We start from the raw sequence: 20,658 nt of genomic DNA on the forward strand, positions 1-20,658 counted from the left end.
TAAGTTCAAATACCGGGGTAAACCTTAGGTAGCGCTCGCAGTCTTGTTCTTCACCGGAGGCAGCAGCTTCGCCATATTCACCGTACGTTTGATTTCCCATGTCTCCGGAAGCGCCGGATCATACTGCTCCAGGTAACTGATAACTTCCTTCGTAATCGGTGTAGGCGTCGAAGCGCCGGACGTTACCCCTACCTTGGACACTCCCTTAAGCCACTCTGTATTCAGTTCCGACACGTCGGAAATACGGTGGGCAGGCACGCCTGCGATCTCTTCTGACACCTGTGCCAGACGGTTGGAGTTATTGCTTCTAGGGTCGCCAACAACGATAACCAGATCACATTGACCAGCCTGCTCCGCTACAGCTTCCTGCCGTACCTGGGTAGCCATACAGATCTCGTTGTGCACCTCAGCGCCGGGGAACTTCTCCAGCAGCTTTTTCATGATATTTTTAATATCCCACTGGCTCATCGTGGTCTGGTTCGTAATAACGATACGGGAAGAAGGCACAGATAACCCTGCAATCTCCTCTTCCTTCTCAATCAGGTGGACATGCTCCGGGGCAATGCCGACAGCGCCTTCCGGCTCCGGATGGCCCTTCTTGCCAATATAAATAATCTCATAGCCTTCCTCTGCCTTCTCCTTGATGAGGTCATGCGTCTTGGTTACATCGGGGCAGGTGGCATCTACGGTTGTCAGCCCCTTGGCGCGGGCCATCTTGCGTACCTCCGGCGAAACGCCGTGTGCGGTGAAGATAACGGTACCACTGTCGACTTTATCGAGAATATCCAGACGGTTATGCCCGTCTAGAGTTATAATTCCGTCATCCTCAAAAGAATTGGTAACATGACTATTATGAACAATCATGCCCAGTATATAAATTGGCCGGGGCAGATCAAGATTTTGTGCGGCCTGCCGTGCCATTACCATGGCGTCGACGACACCGTAGCAATAGCCCCGGGGAGATATTTTGATAACTTCCATGAATTCACCGGCTTTCTGCTGTCAATGACGGCTGTAATAGGACCTGCCTAATTATACCCTATTCCAGCGGCGGAGCAAAGAGAAGGGGCAGCCAGATGACAAAAGTAGTCCCCTCGCCCTGGCGGGTAACGACCTCCACTGAACCGCCATGCTCATCAATAATCCACTTGGCGATGGATAGCCCGAGACCAATTCCTTCCGTAATGCCCCGCGACTCATCGGCCCGGTAGAACCGGTCAAAGATATGCGGCACCTCATCCTTGTCCATCCCGATTCCGGTATCCGTGATGCGGATCCCCACCTGGCTCTGATAAAAGACAGCGTCCAGCGTCACTACTCCGGAAGGTGTGTATTTGAAGGCATTATCGATAAAAATGAATAACATCTGCTGCAGATAATCCTTGTTGCCGACAATATATTTACCGTTCAGATGCCCCATAGCCCCTACAGACCATTCCGCCTGCCGCGGCAGGAAGGACGCCCGGCGGGCGACCTCAGTCATCATCGGCTCGAGCGCTACCGGCTCCTTATCAAAGGTCCGCCCGGTATCGGAGCGTGCCAATGAGAGCATATCCGCGACCAGCCGGCTCATGCGCTGCGATTCATCGGCAATATCCTTCACCGACTCCATAGAGAGCTGGCGGATTTCCGCCTCGGTCATTCTGCTCTCTCCCGGCTCCATCTCCCATATTTTTTGCAGCAGGTCGATGTTCCCGCGAATCGTGGTAAGCGGAGTCCGCAGCTCATGCGAGGCATCGGATACAAACCGGCGCTGGGTTGCATACGAATCCTCAAGATCCTTATAGAAGCCCTCCATCCGCCCGAGCATGCTGTTGACCGTTTCAATCAGCCGCCCGATTTCATCCGGCGGACCGTCATATTCAATGCGGGAGCTCAGATCGGTTCCCGTCTGAATTCCGTTCGCAGCTTCAATGACCATGCCGATCGGGCTCATGGATTTACGGGCCAGGAACAGGCCGAAGGTGAAGGCTGCGATCAGCGTGGCAAAGGAGCCGACGAGCAGGATGTTCTTGAGCCGGGTCAGCATTGTCACTTGTTCCCCAATATATACAGCAACCTGAAGTACACCTGCGTGATTGCCACTGCTAGTAGCAACATCAACTGCCTGCTGGTAGATCAGAAAGGGATTCCCGCCATAATAGGACTGAGAGAATCCTTGCTGTTTCTGGACGTTATCTTTCGCAGGATATTTGAATTCCAAATTGATCTGTGTCATGTTCGTGCTGAGAATCAGCTTTTCCAGGTCATAAATATACACTTGGGCAAATAAGCTCTGCCCTGCAGGTCCTCTAAGCACCGGCCCCAAAGTACCGTCATTGTTCAGGCCCATGTCGGGTTGAACCTGCTGTGCCTGCAGTTTAAGCCGGTCCTTCAAATCACCATAAGTATTGAAATAGACGAAACCGTAAATTGCGGCTGATAAAGCCAGCAGCATAACGGCCAAAACCCCTGAATACCAGGCTGTCAGCCGCAATTTAATAGACATGTTTAATTGTCACCTCTTAGAATATAACCGGCTCCCCGGATCGTCTGGATCAAACGTTTGCCGCCGTGCTCCTCCGTCTTCTGGCGCAGCATGGCAATATAGACCTCAAGCACATTGGACTCCCCGCTATAATCATAGCCCCAAATTTTATCCATAATCAGGTCGCGGGACAATACACGCTTCGGATTCTGCATGAACAAATGCAGCAGTTCAAACTCCTTGGCCGTCAGCTCCAGACGTTTGCCGGCGCGAGTGACTTCACGCGAGTCCACATCCAGCGTAATATCCTCATACGACACTGCCTGATCTGCGCCGCCCCCCTGCTCGCTCTTGCGGCGAAGCAGTGCGCGCACCCGGGCCAGCAGCTCCTCCAGCGCAAAGGGCTTTACCAGATAATCATCTGCTCCAAGATCCAGCCCTTTGACCCGTTGTTCGATTTCATCCTTGGCTGTCAGCATCAGTACAGGCACACTGCTTCCGCCTTCCCGTAAACGACGGCAAACCTCAAACCCGTCTACCTGCGGCATCATCACATCGAGTATAACTACATCGGGATCGCTGTTCAGTACAGCACGCAGTCCATCGGCCCCGTTGGCCGCAGTTTTTACATCATACCCCTCAAAGGCAAGACCACGGCGCAGCATGGATATAATTTTTTCATCGTCATCAATAATTAGAATATTCGGTCGCATCAAGTAGCCCCCATTGTCTAAATCGTTTATCTCTATTGTAGCATGAATGCGCGGCCCAGCGCCCTGTGCAGCAAAAACGGAAGGGTTCCCCCCTTCCGCTGTTCACTTTACCGTCCGGTGTATTTTACTGCTTCTGAGTTTGGGTGGTGTCAAAATCATTTTTGTTGCCGATGGTAACCGGAAGCTCCAGCGTTTTGCCGTCACGGACCACATTCATTGTGACCTTGTCTCCAACCTTCAAGGATTGGATAAAAGTAATCAGATCCTGGCTGGTTGCATATTTCGTTCCGTTCACACCTGTAATGATGTCATAAGGACGCAGGTCGGCGGAATAAGCCGGTGATTTAAAGACAATCTCAGCAACCACAGATCCTTCTTTGATGTCAGTACCCATTTGCTTCGCCACTTCATCTGTAATGGTCATGAGCGAGGCACCGATAAATGGAACAGGTTCTTTCGGAATTTCCTGGTTGGCTTCAAGTTTGTCTACTACCTCTTTGATGGTGTTGACCGCAATGGCAAACCCGATACCTTGAGACTGCGTGCTAACGGCAACATTCATTCCGATAACCTGGCCGTTCATGTTAAGCAGCGGTCCGCCGGAGTTACCAGGGTTGATTGATGCATCGGTTTGAAGCAGGTTTTTGTAATTGCGTGTCCCGCTGCCGTCTTCTTCGTTAATATCAATGCTGCGGTCCTTCGCACTCAGCACACCAGCAGTGACTGTATGATCGAAACCTTGCGGGTTGCCGATCGCGACAACTTCAGAGCCTACCTTGATGCTGTCGGAATCTCCAAGAGCCACTGTAGGGAAGTCTGCCCCTTCGATCTTCAGTACTGCCAAATCCAGATCTTTGCTGGCGCCGAGCAGCTTCGCCTCATAAGGTTTGGTGGTTCCATCAACAGTTACTTGAATAACATCTGCATTATCAACAACATGCTGGTTAGTCAGTATATATCCGGTCGAATCATAAATGAAGCCTGTTCCAATACCGTAAGGAGTTAGCTGGGATGAATCCGACTCTGGTTCCGACTGGGAATTCCTGTCCGTCCCGGAAGATCCACTGCCTCCGAATTGATCACCGAAGAAAAATTGTGAGAACGGATCGCTCGTGTTTGGATTGGTTGAGCTTCTGCCGGAGCCCGTTTTGACCAATGTCTCGATTTTGACGACTGCCGGTCCAACTCCATCTACTACACTCGACACATCACCTGACCCGGTAACAAGTGCGGTGGTGGACGTCGAAGGAGTAATATGGGCATTGCCGACTGCCGTCTTGGCTGCCGGGCTGGCCACTGTAGCTGTTACCGCCTGTTCACCACCTGTGAACCAGTTACCGCGGTCTGCCATGAACATCGAGCCTGACAGCACGACCATCCCGGCGAGGAAAGAAATCAAGGCGGTTTTTATCGGTCTCTGGGGCTTGCGGTTATACTGCCAGCCGTTGCCGCCATCCGAACCGTTGCCGCCATTGCCGCCCCGTCCACCGCCGTCATTCCCGGTAGTGCGAAGTGAAGTGCTGTAAGGGGCCGGTTTGATCGGCTGCGGAGGAGTGACCTCTACCCGCTCCGACTCCATCCGGTTGTAATGCTGTACATCATCCGGATTCATCTCGTCTTTGTTCAAAGATTTAAAAGGTCCATAGGAATAGTAGTATGAGGATCCTGAATCGGTTGATTGGTTATCATTGCTGCTGTCAATGTTCTTAGTATTATCCCATTCCCGATCCGGTGAAGGTTCATTATCACGATTGAAGTTGTTTTTGTTATCGTCCATGTTTACGTTCCTCCCGTGCCTTGCCTGTTCGACAAGGAGTATTGTGTTGTTCTCTTGTTCTTATTTTGTACTTTAAACCTTAAGGTCACATTAAAAACAATTTAAGCGGAGATAAAAGATAATAGGGTTCAGACAAAACAAAAAGGCCCGCGCGCACATTGCCGCGCCGGCCCTTAACAACATCTTATAATAATCAAGCTTCATCTGTAATGAATCCATTTCCTTTATCCCTGCGCCCAGCCCTTGCGGTGGGCGTAAATCGCCAGCTGTGTGCGGTCGTCCAGTTCGCATTTCATCAGCAGGTTGCTGACATGTGTCTTCACCGTCTTGATGCTGATATGCAGCTCCTCACCGATGTCCTTGTTGGTCTTGCCTTCGGCAATAAGCAGCAGCACTTCCTTCTCACGCTCGGTTAGGCCGGAGGAATCCCCCTGTACGGTCCGCTGGCGGATGCCGCGGGTCAGCGCCTGTGAGACATCGCCGGTCATGACCGGCATGCCGCGGTACGCTCCTTGCAGCGCGTAGATCAGTTCCTCGGCCGAGACTGTTTTGAGCACATAGCTGACCGCTCCGGCTTCAATAGCGTCAACAACCAGATCATCTTCCAGGAAGCTGGTGAGGATGACAATTTTAAGCCCGGGGAATTCGGCTAGGACGGCCCTCGTCGTTTCGGCACCGTTCATCACCGGCATCATCAGATCCATCAGCACAAGATCAGGCAGACCTTCCTGTCCGCCGGCCTTCAGCATTTCCAGCGCTTCCTGGCCATTCGCCGCTTCGCCGATAACCTCGAAACTGGGCTCCAGCATCAGATACGTTTTGAGCCCCATCCGCACCATATCATGATCATCCACAAGCAGCACTTTTATAAGACTCATGTTCTATTCCCCCTGTTCCTGATAGCCCTGCACAAACTTTGGAATATGTACGCGGATCGTCGTTCCCGCTCCCTTGCGGCTGATAATTTCCACTTGGCCGCCAAGCTTTTCCGCACGCTCGCGCATCGTGGTGAGCCCGTAGGACCCCTGCTTGTGCTGCACATGCTCAAAGCCCTGACCGTCATCGCTGATGCTCAGTACGACCTGCCTCGGCACTTCGCGTAACGACAGGCTGACCACCCTTGCTCCTGCATGTTTGACGATATTGGCCATCGACTCCTGAATAATCAGGAACAACTGATGCTCGATCGCTTCCGACAATTCGCCCTGCAGTTCAAGCTCCTTCACGCCTTTTAGCCCATTCTGGCGGCAATAGTCCGGAAACCATTTCTCCAGCGCTTCAAACAGATTACGGCCTTCCAGTTCCACCGGGCGCAGCTGTGCAATCAGCGCTCTCATCTGCTTTTGCGCCATTTGGGACATCGTAATTAACTGGTTCATCACGATCTGGCCCTGCTCTTCATTGCGTTCCAGAACTTTAGGCAGCGAAGAAGCGGACATATGAATCGCAAAAAGCTGCTGGCTCACCGTATCATGCAAATCCCGGGCCATTCGCCTCCGCTCTTCCAGTACCGCGCTCTCCGCTGCCTTTTCTTTTTCAATCACTTCCTGTTCCCCTAGCCGTTGCAGCAATTGCATCTTGTTCTCCACGGTGTCCATCATAATGTTAAATTCATGGTAGACCCGCGCAAAGGACTGATCATCACTTTCAGGCATCCGTACAGACAAATTGCCTTTGGCCACCTGCAGCATGTTCAGATCCAGATGATCGATCCGGCGCTGAATCCGCTGTCCAGCCACATAGCCGATAACCACGGTGAACAGTACAATCCCAACACACAGGTACACCCACATGCGGTAATCCACAACTTCGATATAACCCAGGCATGTTCCGGCATACACAAGTCCGGCAGCCAAACCTCCGCTGAGCAGGAAGTAAACAAGCAGCATCCATTTGGTATTGCTAAAGATCGTCCCCATCCTTAACCTACCGTTTTGACTTTAATGTCGCCGATGAAAGCACTCACGTTAATACGAACCTTTTTGCCTGCTTCCTTGTAATAAGGTGTCTTGCACTGCACATTGCTCATAAACCCGCTACGGGACTGCTCCAGTACCTGCATGTCACCGATAAAGGAACTGCTGGTCACAGATACCCCAAGATTCATATCATCCGGAATATACACTTTGATGTCGCCGACAAACGCGGAAATATTAATCTTCGTCTCCCCGTAAGGAATTTGCGCATTGGTCAGGTCCAGCACCGTGTCACCGATAAACTGCGAAATGTTGGTATGCTTCAATTGAAAATGCTCACGTCCCATATGGACATCTCCGATAAAAGCAGACCGGTTAGTCGTTTCCTTATGATCCTCTGTCTGGTGAAACTCCTCATGCCACTCGCCGTGTCTACGGGCATGCCGGTCCTGGCGCTCCTGCCGTCTGCGTTCATGACGTTCCCGGTTCTCCTGCCAGCGCGATTCCGCAGCCGATTGAAAACGGCCATCCTTAGGGTCAATCTCGTCTTCATTAGTGTCTTTATTTAAATATTCATTCCAGTCACGCTCTCCGGCAGGTTTGCCGAACTTCTGCTCAAACTGCTCATCCAGCGTCGACTCCAGCGGCTTTGGAGGCGGGGCATCCGGCGAACCCTGGCCCGGCGGGTAGAAGCTTGGCGGCACTGGCGGTGCTGGCGGAACGGGAGGTACCGGTGGTGTAGCATTGCGCGGCTTGAAGATCACAAACAGTCCTCCGCCGATCAGCATGACGGGTATCAGCAATTTAAAGAAGTCGCCTGCTGAAACATCAAACCAGTCCAAGTTGCGCCCCAGAAAAAAGACCCCGAGCGCCAGAAAGAAAAATCCGCCAAGCGCTGATGAAAATTTAGATTGATGGTCGTCGGTGGATAGTAAACGCTGTACACCCATAAAAATGAGAATAACCGGCCAGTAGTCAGAAATTAGTGATCCTATGCTGAAATCGGTATAACCCATCTGTCTCAGCAGGAACACCGCGCCGAGTCCAATCAGGATCAGACCGCCAAGTACCTGGCTGGTGAACCTTCTTTTCATAATCCATTTCCCCTTTAGTTGTTATAGCAATCATGTCATCCGTTTCTTATAGCCTTAGTCTACAGAAATACTGGTGCGGGGAACAGCGGCGCGAGAAGTAAATAAGCCTCAGTCTCTGGACGGAGTCCATTGGTATTAATAGTAAGAAATTTCATGGATTATTTCAATGGCTACTCTTTAAAGCCGCAAAAAAAAAGCTGCCCCTCAGCTCATTATGAGCGTGATTGGGACAGCCTGTTTCATTGCTTTTAGATGTAACCCAGAGTCCATCACCGCATTACTGCTGCGGTTTTTGGACCGGTTTGGAGATCGTGTTGCTTTGCGTTGTTGTGCCTTCATTCTCAACAGCAAACTCAGCATTGTATTTTTCATTCGGTGTTTTGTAGTTTTCTTGTACCTTTGGTTTTTTAGCCACGGAATTCACCTCCCTTTTCGGAAGAGGCAAGTGTTTTGCCCCAGTCCGTATTATGGGAAGTGAAGTGCTGTATTATGCATACCCAAGTGAAAAAAACATCAAGCTGCCAAACGTCTGTAATTGCTTTTAAACGATTTCCTCCAGCAGGTCTTGAGGAACGGTCTTGTAAGTCTGGATCGCCCGGCTGAGACTCTTCAGCATGCTTTCCGTGCATTTTCCATTACCGCGTTTGATGAGCTGAACCACAACTGATTTTTTGCCCCACTCCTTATACACCTGCTTGGTAGTGGAAAAATATAAGTCAATCTTCCGTCCTTTAATCGCCGATCCGGTATCTGCAACAACAGCGTAGCCATAACCCGGAATATAAAGGATGCTGCCCAGCGGCAGAACCTTCGGGTCGGCTGCGATGGTGGAGACGGCATTTTTGTCCCTGCGTACCTTGACACCTGAATACGTGATCCCGTATTGCGGATGCTTCGAGGTTTTGCCTGTAGACTCAAATCCGGCCGTATAGCCGGTTGCCATAACCTTCAGCGAAGTGATGATCTGCTCGGGCGCTGGGGCAGCTACAGGCACGGTGGCCGGCTGCTTGGAAGCAGCATTGTTCCTCTTGCGCCCCTCCGTTCCTTCCGCAGGCTGAGGCGCCTGTATTGCGGCAGGACGTGTTGATCTTGAGGCGCCGCCTAGTGAGGATGCTCCGCTGGAGATCATTGTAATATCATCTGAAACCTTTGTATTTTGAGAAGCCTCTGACTCCGTTGTACGGACGTTTAGCGGATTGGCAGTGTCTCCCGTCCCGCTCGCCTCAACCGACTTGCGTCCATAATCCGGATAGATATCCGCAGCAGCCAGCATAAGCACGATGGTAACGAATAGACACCAAAACCTCTGACATAAGCCCATTTTGTTCATTTGTTAAACCTCCCCCTATTAGCGAAGGTTTCCCGTTTCACAAAATTTTATACATGAAGCACCAGCTTCCGGCTTCACGGGGCTTATGACAGAGGTTCATATCAGGTGACTAAATTACACGCTCGGCGATCTCTTTGGCAAGGGAATCAATAACTTCCTGCAGCGGCTGGGCACCGATATCGCCTTCCCCGCGCTTGCGGATGGAGACGGATCCCGCGTTCATCTCGTTCTCGCCGACGACGAACATATAAGGAAGTTTTTCCAGTTGGGCTTCACGGATCTTATAGCCCATCTTCTCGTTGCGCAGATCCACTTCAGCCCGGATGCCACTCTTCAACAGCTTCGCTTCCACTTCTTTGGCATATTCGTCAAAAGCAGAGGATACCGGAATAATCTTCACCTGCTGCGGGGAAAGCCACAACGGCAGCGAACCGGCAAAATTCTCCAGAAGGAACGCTACGAAACGCTCCATGGTGCCGAGAATTCCACGGTGAAGCACAACCGGACGATGTTTCTGACCATCATCGCCTACATATTCAAGCTCAAAGCGCTCCGGCAGCAGGAAGTCGATTTGCACAGTGGACAATGTTTCTTCCTTACCCAGAACTGTTTTGATCTGAACGTCCAGCTTCGGACCGTAGAAGGCGGCTTCGCCCTCTGCTTCGAAGAACGGCAGGCCCGCTTCTTCAACAACCTCGCGCAGCATCCGCTGAGCAGTCTCCCACATTTCATCGTTAGGGAAATATTTCTCGGTATCCTTAGGATCACGGTAGGACAACCGGAACCGGTAATCGGAAATCCCGAAATCGCTGTACACCTGTTTGATCAGCTCAAGCACGCGTGTGAACTCGCTCTTGATCTGGTCCAGGCGGCAGAAAATATGGGAGTCATTCAAGGTCATGGAGCGTACACGGTGCAGACCGGTCAATGCGCCGGACATTTCGTAACGATGCTGAATGCCAAGCTCGGCAATACGGATCGGCAGATCACGGTAGCTGTGCATCGAACTCTTATAGATCATCATGTGATGCGGGCAGTTCATCGGACGAAGCACAAATTCTTCGTTGTCAATTGTCATCTTAGGGAACATATCTTCCTGATAATGCTCCCAGTGGCCGGAAGTTTTGTAGAGTTCTACGTTGCCCAGCACCGGAGTGTACACATGCTGATAGCCAAGGCTTGCTTCCAGATCCACAATATAACGCTCCAGAATGCTGCGCAGCTTAGCGCCCTTTGGCAGCCAGATCGGCAGACCTTGTCCAACCAGCTGGTTGAATGTAAAGATCTCCAGCTCCTTGCCCAGCTTGCGGTGGTCACGTTTCTTAGCTTCCTCGAGAAGATGCAGATGCTCGTCCAGCTGTGCTTTCTTAAGCCAGGCTGTGCCGTATACGCGCTGAAGCATTTTGTTCTTGCTGTCGCCGCGCCAATAAGCACCGGCCACATTCATCAGCTTGAACACTTTGATCTTGGCAGTTGACGGCAGATGCGGGCCGCGGCACAGGTCAAAGAATTCGCCCTGCTCATAAATAGTAATCACGCTATCCTCAGGCAGCGCTTCGATCAGCTCCTGCTTATAAGGATCGCCCAGCTCGCCAAATCGATCCAGCGCTTCCTTGCGGCTAACCTCTTTGCGCACAATCGGCAGATTCTCGGAAACGATGCGATCCATTTCCTTCTCGATCTTCAGCAGATCCTCTGGATTCAGCGGATGCTCCAGATCCATATCATAATAGAAGCCATCCTCAATTACCGGACCTACTCCCAGCTTGACTTCCTTTGTGCCGAATAGACGTCTGACCGCCTGGGCCATCAAGTGGGCTGTACTGTGGCGCATGACTTCAAGGCCTTCAGGCGAATCCAGCGTTACAATTTCGACCAGCGCGTCTTCCTGCAGTGGAGTCGACAAATCTACGACAATCCCGTTCATTTTGCCCGCTGCGGCATTCTTGCGGAGTCCGCTGCTAATGGAGGCGGCCACATCATCGATGCTGCTGCCATCGGCGTATTCCCGGACCGAGCCGTCCGGTAGCTTGATACTTACTGACATTGTTGTTCCTCCTAAAAGTTTTGTTAGCATTTACTTCTTGAGTTTTCTTCGTACAAAACTACTTCGGAAGCATACGCTTAAGTTTTGTTAGCATTTACTTCGGAACGGAATGATCCACGCACACAAAAAACACCCGTCCCGCAAAGGGACGAGTGATTGCACCCGTGGTTCCACCCAAATTCGATTCCTCCCGGCTAACTACCTTAAATTAAAAAGCAGCCATTTACGGGATTACATCCTTCGTCAGCATGGGAATAACGGCCATGAACCGGCGGTTCTTACTGTCCCGCAGCTGCTGTCTTCAACAAGAAGCATTTCGGGAGTTCATAACCGCAGCTACAAAGGGGTAAATCGGAAGCCGGATACCGGAGGAACTTGCAGCCTTGTTTCCTCTCTCTGAAGCGGTCCTGAGCTAACGGTCCATATCTTTGTCGGAGCTGATAACGTGAATTATGGAGTAATTATAAATCTGTCCTCACCTTCCGTCAAGCCTGCAGCCTGCCCGAAATTCTGCAAGCTGTATTATTCTTCCCGGCGTTTACTTCCCGGCAAGCGGCCCGAACGCTTCAAAGACTCACGCAGCAGGTACTCTATATGTCCGTTTACGCTGCGGAATTCCTCTGCCGCCCAACGTTCCAGCGCCTCATGGAGCTCAGGATCGATCCGCAGCGGAAAGCTTTTTTTGGCCGCCATGATGAACCGCCTCTAGTACAACGAGCCGGCGTTAATGACCGGACTCGCTCCGCGCTCCGACACAATCGCTACCATCAGATTGTTGATCATTGCTGCTTTGCGCTCTTCATCAAGCTCAACGACTCCGCTCTCTTTAAGCTGGCGGATGGCCAAATCGACCATTCCAACTGCGCCTTCCACTATAATCTGGCGGGCAGACAGAATAGCGGATGCCTGTTGGCGCTGGAGCATCGTGCTGGCAATCTCCGTAGAATAGGCCAGATGAGTCAGCCGGGCTTCAATGACCTCTACACCGGATAAAGACAATCTCTCCTGCAATTCGGTTGCCAGCTCCTTGGCAATTTCATCCGCATTGGCACGCAGTGACATTCCTGATTCGTTGAAATTGTCATAGGGATACTTGCTTGCTACATGCCGCAGAGCCGTCTCACTCTGGATTTCCACAAAAGCCATATATTTATCTACATCAAACAACGCCTTGGCCGAATTGATCACTTTAAACACAATGACAGCGGCAATCTCGATCGGATTGCCTTCCACATCATTGACCTTCAGCTTGACGCTGTTGAAGTTGCGTACACGAAGCGATACCGTCTTGCGAATGCTGAACGGAATAACTGCCCATAATCCGCTGCTTGAAATGGTTCCGACATATTGTCCGAAGAAGGTCACTACCACTGACTTGTTAGGCTGAACTACTGTAATACTCGTACACAGCACAGCAGCTAGAGCAAACAGGATGAGCGGTACTGCCACATACTCCTGAGACGCACCGTAAATGCCTCCGCCTAGACAAATGACAATTAAAGCGACAACCCAGAAACCGCTGACCGGGCGCAGTGTTTTCTCTTTCATAAAGATACCTCCATTAGATATGTATTTGATATAATTATGATATCACTTTTGGTTGTATATGTAAATCCATTTTCTCGCGTACTTTTTCTATTCCCCCAAAAATATCACTGCATTATTCCTCATGTTTTCCTATACTACTAATCTAGCAAAGCTAATGTGATACACAAAAAATCAAACGAGGAAGTGGAAAACATGAGTGTTAAAGAACAGGTATTGGATATTATCAAAGCTTCGCCGAACCCGCTTAGCGCAGGTGAAGTGGAAAAGCTGTCGGGACTGGAACGCAAAGCCATTGACAAAGCCTTCACCGAGCTGAAGAAAGAAAATGCGATTGTTTCCCCCATCCGCTGCAAGTGGGAAGCTGCAGTGAAGTAATCCCTGAGCAGCCGCAGCAGTTTGCAGAGATCAATTTTCTGCCGGATAATCCTCGTAGTAAACAATGGAAGGCCCATGCGCATAACCGCATGGGCCTTTTTTATAAAGGAAATAAACAAAAAGATGTTCCGCTGCTCTCTAAGAGAGCCGGCGGAACATCCGGGTACAAGCTGAAATTAAGATGCTTTATTCTCCAGCATGCGGTAGATGATCACCGCTGCCTGAGCACGGTTCGCATTAGATTTCGGTGCAAACTTGGCGTCATCCATCCCATTCAGAATTCCAAGCTCTGTCAGCTGTGCAACAGCTTCCTGCGCATAGGAGGCAATGGAGGATTTGTCGGTGAACTTTGCCAAAACCGCAGTCTTGTCTACGGAAGGCAGCTGCTCTTTAAGCGCACCCGCAATCATAATCGCCATTTCCTGGCGAGTAATTACACGTCCCGGCTCAAAGCGGTTATCTCCTGAGCCTTTTACAAGACCGGCATTCACCGCAATGGAGATCGGCTCAGAATACCAGGTTCCTTGCTTAACATCCTTGAACGTTGCACTTCCTGGCGTGCTAAGGTTCAGTGAACGAACAAGCATGGTTACAAACTCTGCTCTGGTCACAGTTTTCGCCGGAGCAAAAGTATTGCCGTCCAGGCCTTTGACTATGCCTTTGGCAGCCAAAGCACTGATCGCTTCCTGTGCCCAGGCTACCTTGCCCAGATCCTTAAATACAGGAACCGCTGTTGCACTCGGCACCGGCGTTGCACTAGGCGCTGAAGTTCCCGCCGGCGCAGGTGTTGCGCTAGGCGACGGGCTTGGTGATGTTGTTGGAGAAGGTTTTGGTGTTGCTGTCGGTAATGTACCGCCTCCCCCTGTGCTAGGAGCCGTAAGATTATTGACGATACGCCCTTCAAGCGCCGCAGTAATGGCACCGCCCTTGAATGTCTTCACAACGTAATCATAGAACACATCAAGGTCAATAGGTCCCGGCAAAGTTGCGCTTGCCTTCGTCAATACGCTGTAATTGTCACCACCTGCAGCCATGAAATTGTTGACTACTGCCGTATAGCTCTGAGTCATGCTGATCGCGGTTCCGTCAGCCTTGGTAAGATTGGCCACACGGTCAGCAACCGGCAGGTACATATTGGCCGTATATTTCAGACCAGAAATCTGCAGTGTTTTTGTATCTACCGTTCCATCAGCTTTAACGTTCCACTGCTGCTGAAGCAGCGTTTTGATTTGTTCGCCGGTAAGGGTAAGCTTCACCAGCGTGTTGCCGAACGGCTGGATTTTGGCCAAATCGCCAAATGCTACATTTCCCTTTGGAAGGTCGGCGCGGATGCCGCCCGGATTCATAAAGGCGAAATCAGCAGTCCCTTTGCCGTCACCGAAATCGGCTTGGCGCATCGCATCGGCAATCAGGTTGCCGAGATTGGATTCCTTGGTGTAGGCATCGTTACGGTTAATCGTTCCGTCTGTAGTGCCTACAGGCTGAGTCAGCTCCGGATGAAGCGCCAGATACTTATTCACCAGTGCCTGAGTCTCGGCATCAGGTGTGATATTTTCCTGGAATGTGGTCGTAACTACAGCCGTTTTGCTCTTCACATCACGGGTAGTAGGATCAATGACAAGCTTGATGTCTTCAAAAGCGCTGCCGTAAGAGTAAGCCTGTACAACCAGCTTGCCGTTCACAACCCCATTAGCCAGCGCATGGTTATCTCCGGCTACGATAACGTCTACCGGCGAGTTGGCCGGAAGCGCGTTGGCCAGATCGGCAGCTTCGCCAGTGGTCACATCATTTTTAGTTGTAGCGGGATCATGGGCAAGTACAATGATCGTTTCCACACCTTTTTGCTGCAATTCCTTGGCGTATTTCTCAATCGCCGCAACTTCTTCCTCAGCTGACAGGAATTTCACGCCAGCCGTACCGGCAGGGGATACTTTGCTTGGCGTCGCTTTGGTAACCACGCCAATAAAGCCGATTTGGATACCGCCAACTTCCTTAATAACGTAAGGCGTGATGATCGGTTCTCCGGTTTTGCTGTCAACTGCATTAGCATTGATGTAATCAAAATCCGAACCCGCATGATTAACTTTGCTGTTTATCGGGTCCACACCGCCGAAAATTTGTGTTTTCATTGCCGCAACACCTTGATCGAACTCATGGTTGCCCAAGGTTCCCACATCAAATTTCATCAGGTTCATCCATTCGTGGGTCGGCTCGTCGCGTTCAAGCGAGGATACCGGTGCAGATGCACCCACGGAGTCACCGTTATGGAACAGCAGGGAATTCGGATATTTCGCGCGCGCCTCTTTCAAATAGGTGGCGAGCACAGCTGCAGTACCTGCCTTTTTATCACCCACCATAGAAGTTGTATCCAATTGGCCGTGGAAGTCATTGATTCCGAGAAGGTGAACCTCGACATCCCCGGTAGGCGGAGGAGTGGTTTCCTTCAATTTCAAATTGTAAATTTCAAAATCACGTCCGTCACGCTCACCGGTATCCGTAATATTCCCGGTCATCACTGCTGCTGCAGCTGGTGAAGAGGTAAAGGTAACGTTGACATTCCCCTTGATCGGAGCAATCGACCAGTTGTTGTCAGCCGTTGGATCAATTGTACCGGCAGTGGTAATGTAATCCATCAGCACCTGACGGTTCTCTTCCTGGGAATTCAGGATCATGACCGAGTCCTTCACACCTGGGAAGTTGCCGCCGCCGCTGGCACGGTAGTTGTTCGTTACAACGACGAATTCCTGATTCATATCCAGCGGCTGATCGTTATAGGTGACTTCCGTCACCCGGCTGGAAGTTCCGTCATTGATAGTCCCGTCCGGCTTGTACTTTGCGTTCTTGGTCACATCAATTTGGTATTTAATTCCGTCAATTACATCGAAATTATACACGGCAAAAGAAGGATTAAGCAAAGACTGCGGCGTCGAAATGCCTGTTTTGATACGGTTGAAGGCACCGGCGCTCATTTCAAGCCATTCTTTGACTGTGCTGCCTTTGACCAAAATTGCTTTCAGCGTATTGTCATAGAGATAGAGGTCGCTGGCGCTGCGGATCGTCAAATCGCCTTTATCAATTTTGGTGTATTCGTCAGGGCCATTTCGTCCCGCTTTGAAAGGCGCCCCGACGCTGAGAATTGGCAGATCCTTGTATTCCGGTGCGCTGGTGGCGATGTAATTCTCCACGTACCATTTTTGCGCATAGGTTACGATCTGTACTGTCGGATCATCCTGTACCATAGCGAAGTAGCTGTTCATCGGAGCCGTAGTTTCGCCCAGCTTCTGGCCAGTGTACGCGATTGTAGCTTCATGGTCGGCAGCAACCGCCGCATCCACTTCGGCATCCGGAGCAACATTTGCGATGTTCACTTTGTTTTCTGTGCGGTAGATCGAACGTGTGGAGGATTCCGAGTTGGCCTTATCCACCTTCCAGCCGCTGTCTCCGTCTTTGACAACCGAGAGATCGATGATGCCCAGGTATGCACCACCGTAGCCGGCTTGTACAGCAGGAACATTATTGATGTGTCCCTTTGCATTGTCAATGACCGCTTTATCGTTGTTGTACGGCAGCTTGGTCACGGGATCTTTAAAAGAAGCATCCAGCAGGGTGTCATTCCCGTTGGTCGGGAATACCTTGTGGCTGTGGGAGAAGGTGATGGCGTCGATACCCGGCACTTTGCTCAACGCATTGACGTCATTTTCGGAAAGATCGCCCTTCACGGCAGATGCATCAAATCCGGTATGTGCCATCGCCACGATTACATCTGCGCCCGCTTGCTCCATTTGGGGAACGAACTTCTCTGCGGTTTCGGCAATATCCTTGGTGATATATTTGCCTTCCAGATTCACTTTGTCCCATTCCATAATTTGCGGTGTTACCAGTCCAAGGAGTCCCACCTTGATTGTCTGCGTCTGCCCGCTGCTGTCAGTAACCGTCTTAGGAATGATGATATAAGGCTTATAGGCATTGACGTCATCTGCAGGATCCGCATTATGGTCGTCAATATAAATGTTTGCATTCACATATTTAAAATCAGCATTCGTAGCTTCGCTGTCTTCCTTGCTTCCATTAACTACCCGATCCAAATACTCCAATCCGTAGTTGAATTCATGGTTACCGAAGGTTGCTGCGTCATAGCCCATCACGTTCATTGCTGCGATCAGCGGATGAATTTTGCCCGCCTTTGTCATAATGTCCGATTTGGTTGCCATATAAGTGCCAAGCGGAGTGCCTTGAATCAAATCACCGTTGTCGAGCAAAAGATTGTTCGGATTCTCTTGTCTGGCCGTTTTGACCAATGTTGCCGTGCGGTCCAGACCTACCGTCAAGGATTTAACATTCTTGAAGTAGTCCCAGCCATAGACATTTGTATGCACGTCCGTTGTGCTCATAAGCCGCAGTTTAACTGTGGGCGAGGAGTCTGCAGCAGCACCTGCGGCTTCAGCCTTTTCCGCTCCCAAAACTGAACCTGCAAACATCCCCCCCAACACTTGCGCACCAAGAACCGTGGCCGCCAGTATTGAAGCGATAGGCTTGTTCCATCTTGTTACTTTCATAAGTTAATAATCCTCCCACTTTGTCACTTTATACCGACCGCAAAAAGTGTATCATGACAAAGTTAAGGAATCTGTCGAAGTTTATCAAATCTATTAAATAGTTTTGTAAAAATTTAAACTATTAGTAGATTCGACATAGTACTGGTCAGTTATCACCACGCAGGCACACAGCAAAAAGCACCCGCCCGTGAATTCCAAGTACACGGACAGGTGCTCTAACGCATTGTTATGAAGGTTTATTAAACTTAGAATATCAGCGGAGCTTCCTAGTTCTGCATGACAAAATCATTGTCGATCTTCGCATTGGCATCCTCGAACGTCCGCAGAATATCATAGCGTGTGTTACGCTGCGCAGGGATCTTGCCCGCCTCACGGATGAGTTGGGTGATCGACTCGATGTTGACCTTGTAGGTCGCACCCGCTGAGGAAACCACGTTCTCTTCGATCATTGTACTGCCGAAATCATTGCAGCCGTATTGCAGGGACAACTTGCCAACCTCAGGCCCCATCGTTACCCAGGAGGATTGGAAGTTCTTGATATTATCCAGCACAAGGCGGCTGATGGCTACCGTCTTCAGGTATTCCTCCGGCGTCTGTCTGTCCAGCTTCAGGTTGGTGTTGTCCGGCTGGAATGTCCAGGAGATAAAGGCCAGGAACCCTTCGGAGTCATATTTATTGGCGATACACTCATCTTGAGCTTCACGCACACGCAGTAAATGAAGCGCGCGCTCTTCCATACTCTCTCCCAGGCCAATAACCATCGTTGCGGTCGTGTTCATGCCGATTTTATGTGCGGTCTGCATGACGTCCATCCATTCGCGCCAGGAGCCTTTCAGCCGGCTGATCTTGCGGCGGGTACGGTCATCAAGAATTTCCGCTCCACCGCCTGGCAGCGAATCTAGTCCTGCGGCATGAATCTCCCGCACTACCTCTTCCAGAGAAAGGCCGGACACTTCCTTCATCTTCATAATCTCCGCCGGAGAGAAGGAATGCATCGTAATTTCCGGGAAACGCTGCTTAATGCCACGCAGCAGATCCGTATAGTAGCTGAACGGCAGATTCGGATTCGTGCCGCCCTGCATGAGGATTTCCGTGCCGTTTACGGCTATGGTTTCGGCAATTTTTTGATAGATGGTCTCATCGGGAAGCACATAGCCCTCCTCGGATCCGGGTCTGCGGTAAAATGCGCAGAAGCGGCAGTACACATCACACACATTGGTGTAGTTAATATTGCGGCCGATCACGAATGTGGCCAGCGGGTCCGGGTGCCAGCGTTTCATAATAATATCTGCGGCAGCGCCCATTTTCTCAATTTCGTTGCTCTCGAACAACCGGATAGTGTCCTCCAATTGAAGACGTTCGCCCTTCAGCGTCTTATCCAGAATAAGATCTATCGCACTCATCGTTCGCAGCCTCCTCTTAAGCCCATTTAGTATGATGGATGAATTAAATTTGTATAACATTTGAATAAGCTCGTTTCTTCATCGTATCACAATCCGGGCGGCTTGAGAAACTTTTTGCGTACACGTGATTCCTCAGCCGAGGCAGGCATGTTTTTACATTCCTAATAAGAGCAAAAAACAGCAGAGCCATCAAGCGGCGCTGCTGCCGGTACCTTTATCATCCGTCTGCTTTTCTTTAATTCGCAGCTTCCTCAAGCTCGATCCGCGCTGCTTCCAGCGCCTGGCTGAGATCGCTCTTCAGATCATTCACATGCTCTATTCCGACAGAGAAGCGCAGCAGGCGGTCATCCACGCCTACGGCATCGCGAATTTCGACCGGAATGTCGGCATGGGTCTGCACCGCCGGATAGGTCATCAGCGACTCGACACCGCCCAGGCTTTCGGCGAAGGCGATCAGGCGGATATGGCGGAGCAGCGGCTCCACATATCTGGCGTCTTTTACCTTAAAGGAGAAGATCCCGGTGTTGCCCGAGGACTGGCGGTTCTGAATTTCGTAGCCCGGGTGATCAGGCAACCCCGGATGGAATACCTCTGCAATAGCCGGGTGCTCCAGCAGATAATGAGCCAATTCCAGCGCATTGCTCTCATGCCGCTCCATACGCAGGGCCAGCGTCTTCATGCCTTTCATCAGCTGGTAGCTGTCATTTGGTGCAAGTACGGCACCCAGAGAGTTATGCAGAATGGCCATTTCTGCCGACAGCTCGGTGCCCTTGGTAACGATAAGACCCGCAAGGACATCGTTATGGCCGCCCAGATATTTGGTGGCACTATGGACAATAATATCCGCGCCGAGCTCCAGCGGACGCTGGAAGAACGGGGTAAGCAGCGTATTGTCTACGATTGTGAGTAGTCCTTGCCGGCGGGCCCACGTACACACGGCTGACACATCCGTAATCATCATCAGCGGATTGGTCGGGGTTTCAATAAATACAGCCTTCGTATTCGGAAGGCGCGCCGCTTCCAGCGCATCAAGATCGTTTGTATCCACATAGGAGGCTGTGATCCCGTACTTGGACAGAATCCGCTCCAGCAGCCGGTATGTGCCCCCGTACAGATCCAGCGAGACCACCAGATGGTCACCATGCCCGAACAGTGCAAACACTGTGGTCAGCGCAGCCATCCCGGAGCTGCAGGCAAAGCCGGCGTCTCCTGATTCCAGCTCCGCAGCCGCCTCTTCCAGCACGGAGCGGGTTGGGCTTTTGGTGCGGCTGTAGTCAAAACCTGTGCTTTGTCCGAGTCTAGGGTGGCGGAATGCCGTTGCATTATAAATCGGATAATTTACTGCCCCTGTAGCGGGATCTTCCTGTGAGCCAATTTGCGCCAGTCTGCTTTCAATCCTAAGTTTCTCGTCCATCTGTAAGCCTCCTAAATG

The 20,658-nt window shown here is 50.9% G+C and carries 16 protein-coding genes; 1 reads left to right on the forward strand and 15 read right to left on the reverse strand.

Translation table 11 applies throughout. The annotated features are described in order from the left end of the window. Nucleotides 1–24: 24 nt before the first annotated feature. The 12 genes from AC3WT9_RS15620 to AC3WT9_RS15675 all read right to left on the reverse strand — a co-directional run bounded on the left by AC3WT9_RS15620 (nt 25) and on the right by AC3WT9_RS15675 (nt 12,892). The gene (locus tag AC3WT9_RS15620) at nt 25–981 is read right to left on the reverse strand and encodes a 4-hydroxy-3-methylbut-2-enyl diphosphate reductase (protein ID WP_038588386.1); all 957 of its coding nucleotides are present in this window, start codon (nt 979–981) and stop codon (nt 25–27) included. 58 nt (nt 982–1,039) lie between these two features. Then, entirely contained in the window at nt 1,040–2,488 is a 1,449-nt protein-coding gene (locus AC3WT9_RS15625) for a sensor histidine kinase (protein WP_341091252.1), read from the reverse strand. A 2-nt stretch (nt 2,489–2,490) separates the two neighbouring features. Next, complete coding sequence (locus AC3WT9_RS15630) at nt 2,491–3,180, reverse strand: response regulator transcription factor (RefSeq protein WP_492407727.1); 690 nt, start codon at nt 3,178–3,180, stop codon at nt 2,491–2,493. A gap of 124 nt (nt 3,181–3,304) precedes the next feature. Then, on the reverse strand, nt 3,305–4,957 hold the full coding sequence (locus AC3WT9_RS15635; RefSeq protein ID WP_341091249.1) for a S1C family serine protease: 1,653 nt from the start codon (nt 4,955–4,957) through the stop codon (nt 3,305–3,307). A 224-nt stretch (nt 4,958–5,181) separates the two neighbouring features. Beyond that, a complete protein-coding gene (locus tag AC3WT9_RS15640; RefSeq protein WP_341091247.1) occupies nt 5,182–5,835 on the reverse strand; it encodes a response regulator in 654 nt (217 codons plus the stop codon). A gap of 3 nt (nt 5,836–5,838) precedes the next feature. Beyond that, nucleotides 5,839–6,876, reverse strand: a complete 1,038-nt coding sequence (locus AC3WT9_RS15645) for a HAMP domain-containing sensor histidine kinase (RefSeq protein WP_038588372.1) — start codon at nt 6,874–6,876, stop codon at nt 5,839–5,841. 2 nt (nt 6,877–6,878) lie between these two features. Beyond that, nucleotides 6,879–7,967, reverse strand: coding sequence for a cell wall-active antibiotics response protein LiaF (gene liaF / locus AC3WT9_RS15650; protein ID WP_341091246.1), 1,089 nt, complete (start codon nt 7,965–7,967; stop codon nt 6,879–6,881). A 277-nt stretch (nt 7,968–8,244) separates the two neighbouring features. Then, a complete protein-coding gene (locus tag AC3WT9_RS15655) occupies nt 8,245–8,382 on the reverse strand; it encodes a hypothetical protein (protein WP_341091245.1) in 138 nt (45 codons plus the stop codon). 126 nt (nt 8,383–8,508) lie between these two features. Then, nucleotides 8,509–9,096 carry a 3D domain-containing protein gene (locus tag AC3WT9_RS15660; RefSeq protein WP_445745020.1) on the reverse strand — a complete coding sequence of 196 codons (588 nt, stop codon included), beginning with the start codon at nt 9,094–9,096 and terminating at the stop codon, nt 8,509–8,511. A gap of 310 nt (nt 9,097–9,406) precedes the next feature. Then, nucleotides 9,407–11,344 carry a threonine--tRNA ligase gene (gene thrS, locus AC3WT9_RS15665; protein WP_341091244.1) on the reverse strand — a complete coding sequence of 646 codons (1,938 nt, stop codon included), beginning with the start codon at nt 11,342–11,344 and terminating at the stop codon, nt 9,407–9,409. 522 nt (nt 11,345–11,866) lie between these two features. Then, entirely contained in the window at nt 11,867–12,037 is a 171-nt protein-coding gene (locus AC3WT9_RS15670; protein ID WP_038588362.1) for a type II toxin-antitoxin system antitoxin, read from the reverse strand. A 12-nt stretch (nt 12,038–12,049) separates the two neighbouring features. Beyond that, nucleotides 12,050–12,892, reverse strand: coding sequence for an SPFH domain-containing protein (locus AC3WT9_RS15675; protein WP_341091243.1), 843 nt, complete (start codon nt 12,890–12,892; stop codon nt 12,050–12,052). Nucleotides 12,893–13,084: 192 nt separating this feature from the next. On the opposite strand from AC3WT9_RS15675, the gene AC3WT9_RS15680 reads away from it, so the two are divergent. Beyond that, complete coding sequence (locus tag AC3WT9_RS15680) at nt 13,085–13,267, forward strand: transcriptional regulator (protein WP_341091242.1); 183 nt, start codon at nt 13,085–13,087, stop codon at nt 13,265–13,267. A gap of 176 nt (nt 13,268–13,443) precedes the next feature. Here AC3WT9_RS15680 and AC3WT9_RS15685 read toward each other — a convergent pair whose 3' ends face one another. The 3 genes from AC3WT9_RS15685 to AC3WT9_RS15695 all read right to left on the reverse strand — a co-directional run bounded on the left by AC3WT9_RS15685 (nt 13,444) and on the right by AC3WT9_RS15695 (nt 20,640). Then, complete coding sequence (locus AC3WT9_RS15685; RefSeq protein ID WP_492407728.1) at nt 13,444–17,823, reverse strand: bifunctional 2',3'-cyclic-nucleotide 2'-phosphodiesterase/3'-nucleotidase; 4,380 nt, start codon at nt 17,821–17,823, stop codon at nt 13,444–13,446. A 266-nt stretch (nt 17,824–18,089) separates the two neighbouring features. Then, the gene (gene mqnC, locus AC3WT9_RS15690) at nt 18,090–19,226 is read right to left on the reverse strand and encodes a cyclic dehypoxanthinyl futalosine synthase (protein ID WP_038588354.1); all 1,137 of its coding nucleotides are present in this window, start codon (nt 19,224–19,226) and stop codon (nt 18,090–18,092) included. 235 nt (nt 19,227–19,461) lie between these two features. Further along, complete coding sequence (locus AC3WT9_RS15695) at nt 19,462–20,640, reverse strand: PLP-dependent transferase (protein ID WP_341091240.1); 1,179 nt, start codon at nt 20,638–20,640, stop codon at nt 19,462–19,464. Nucleotides 20,641–20,658 lie beyond the last annotated feature (18 nt).

The organism is Paenibacillus sp. EB106-06-01-XG199 (assembly GCF_058791575.1).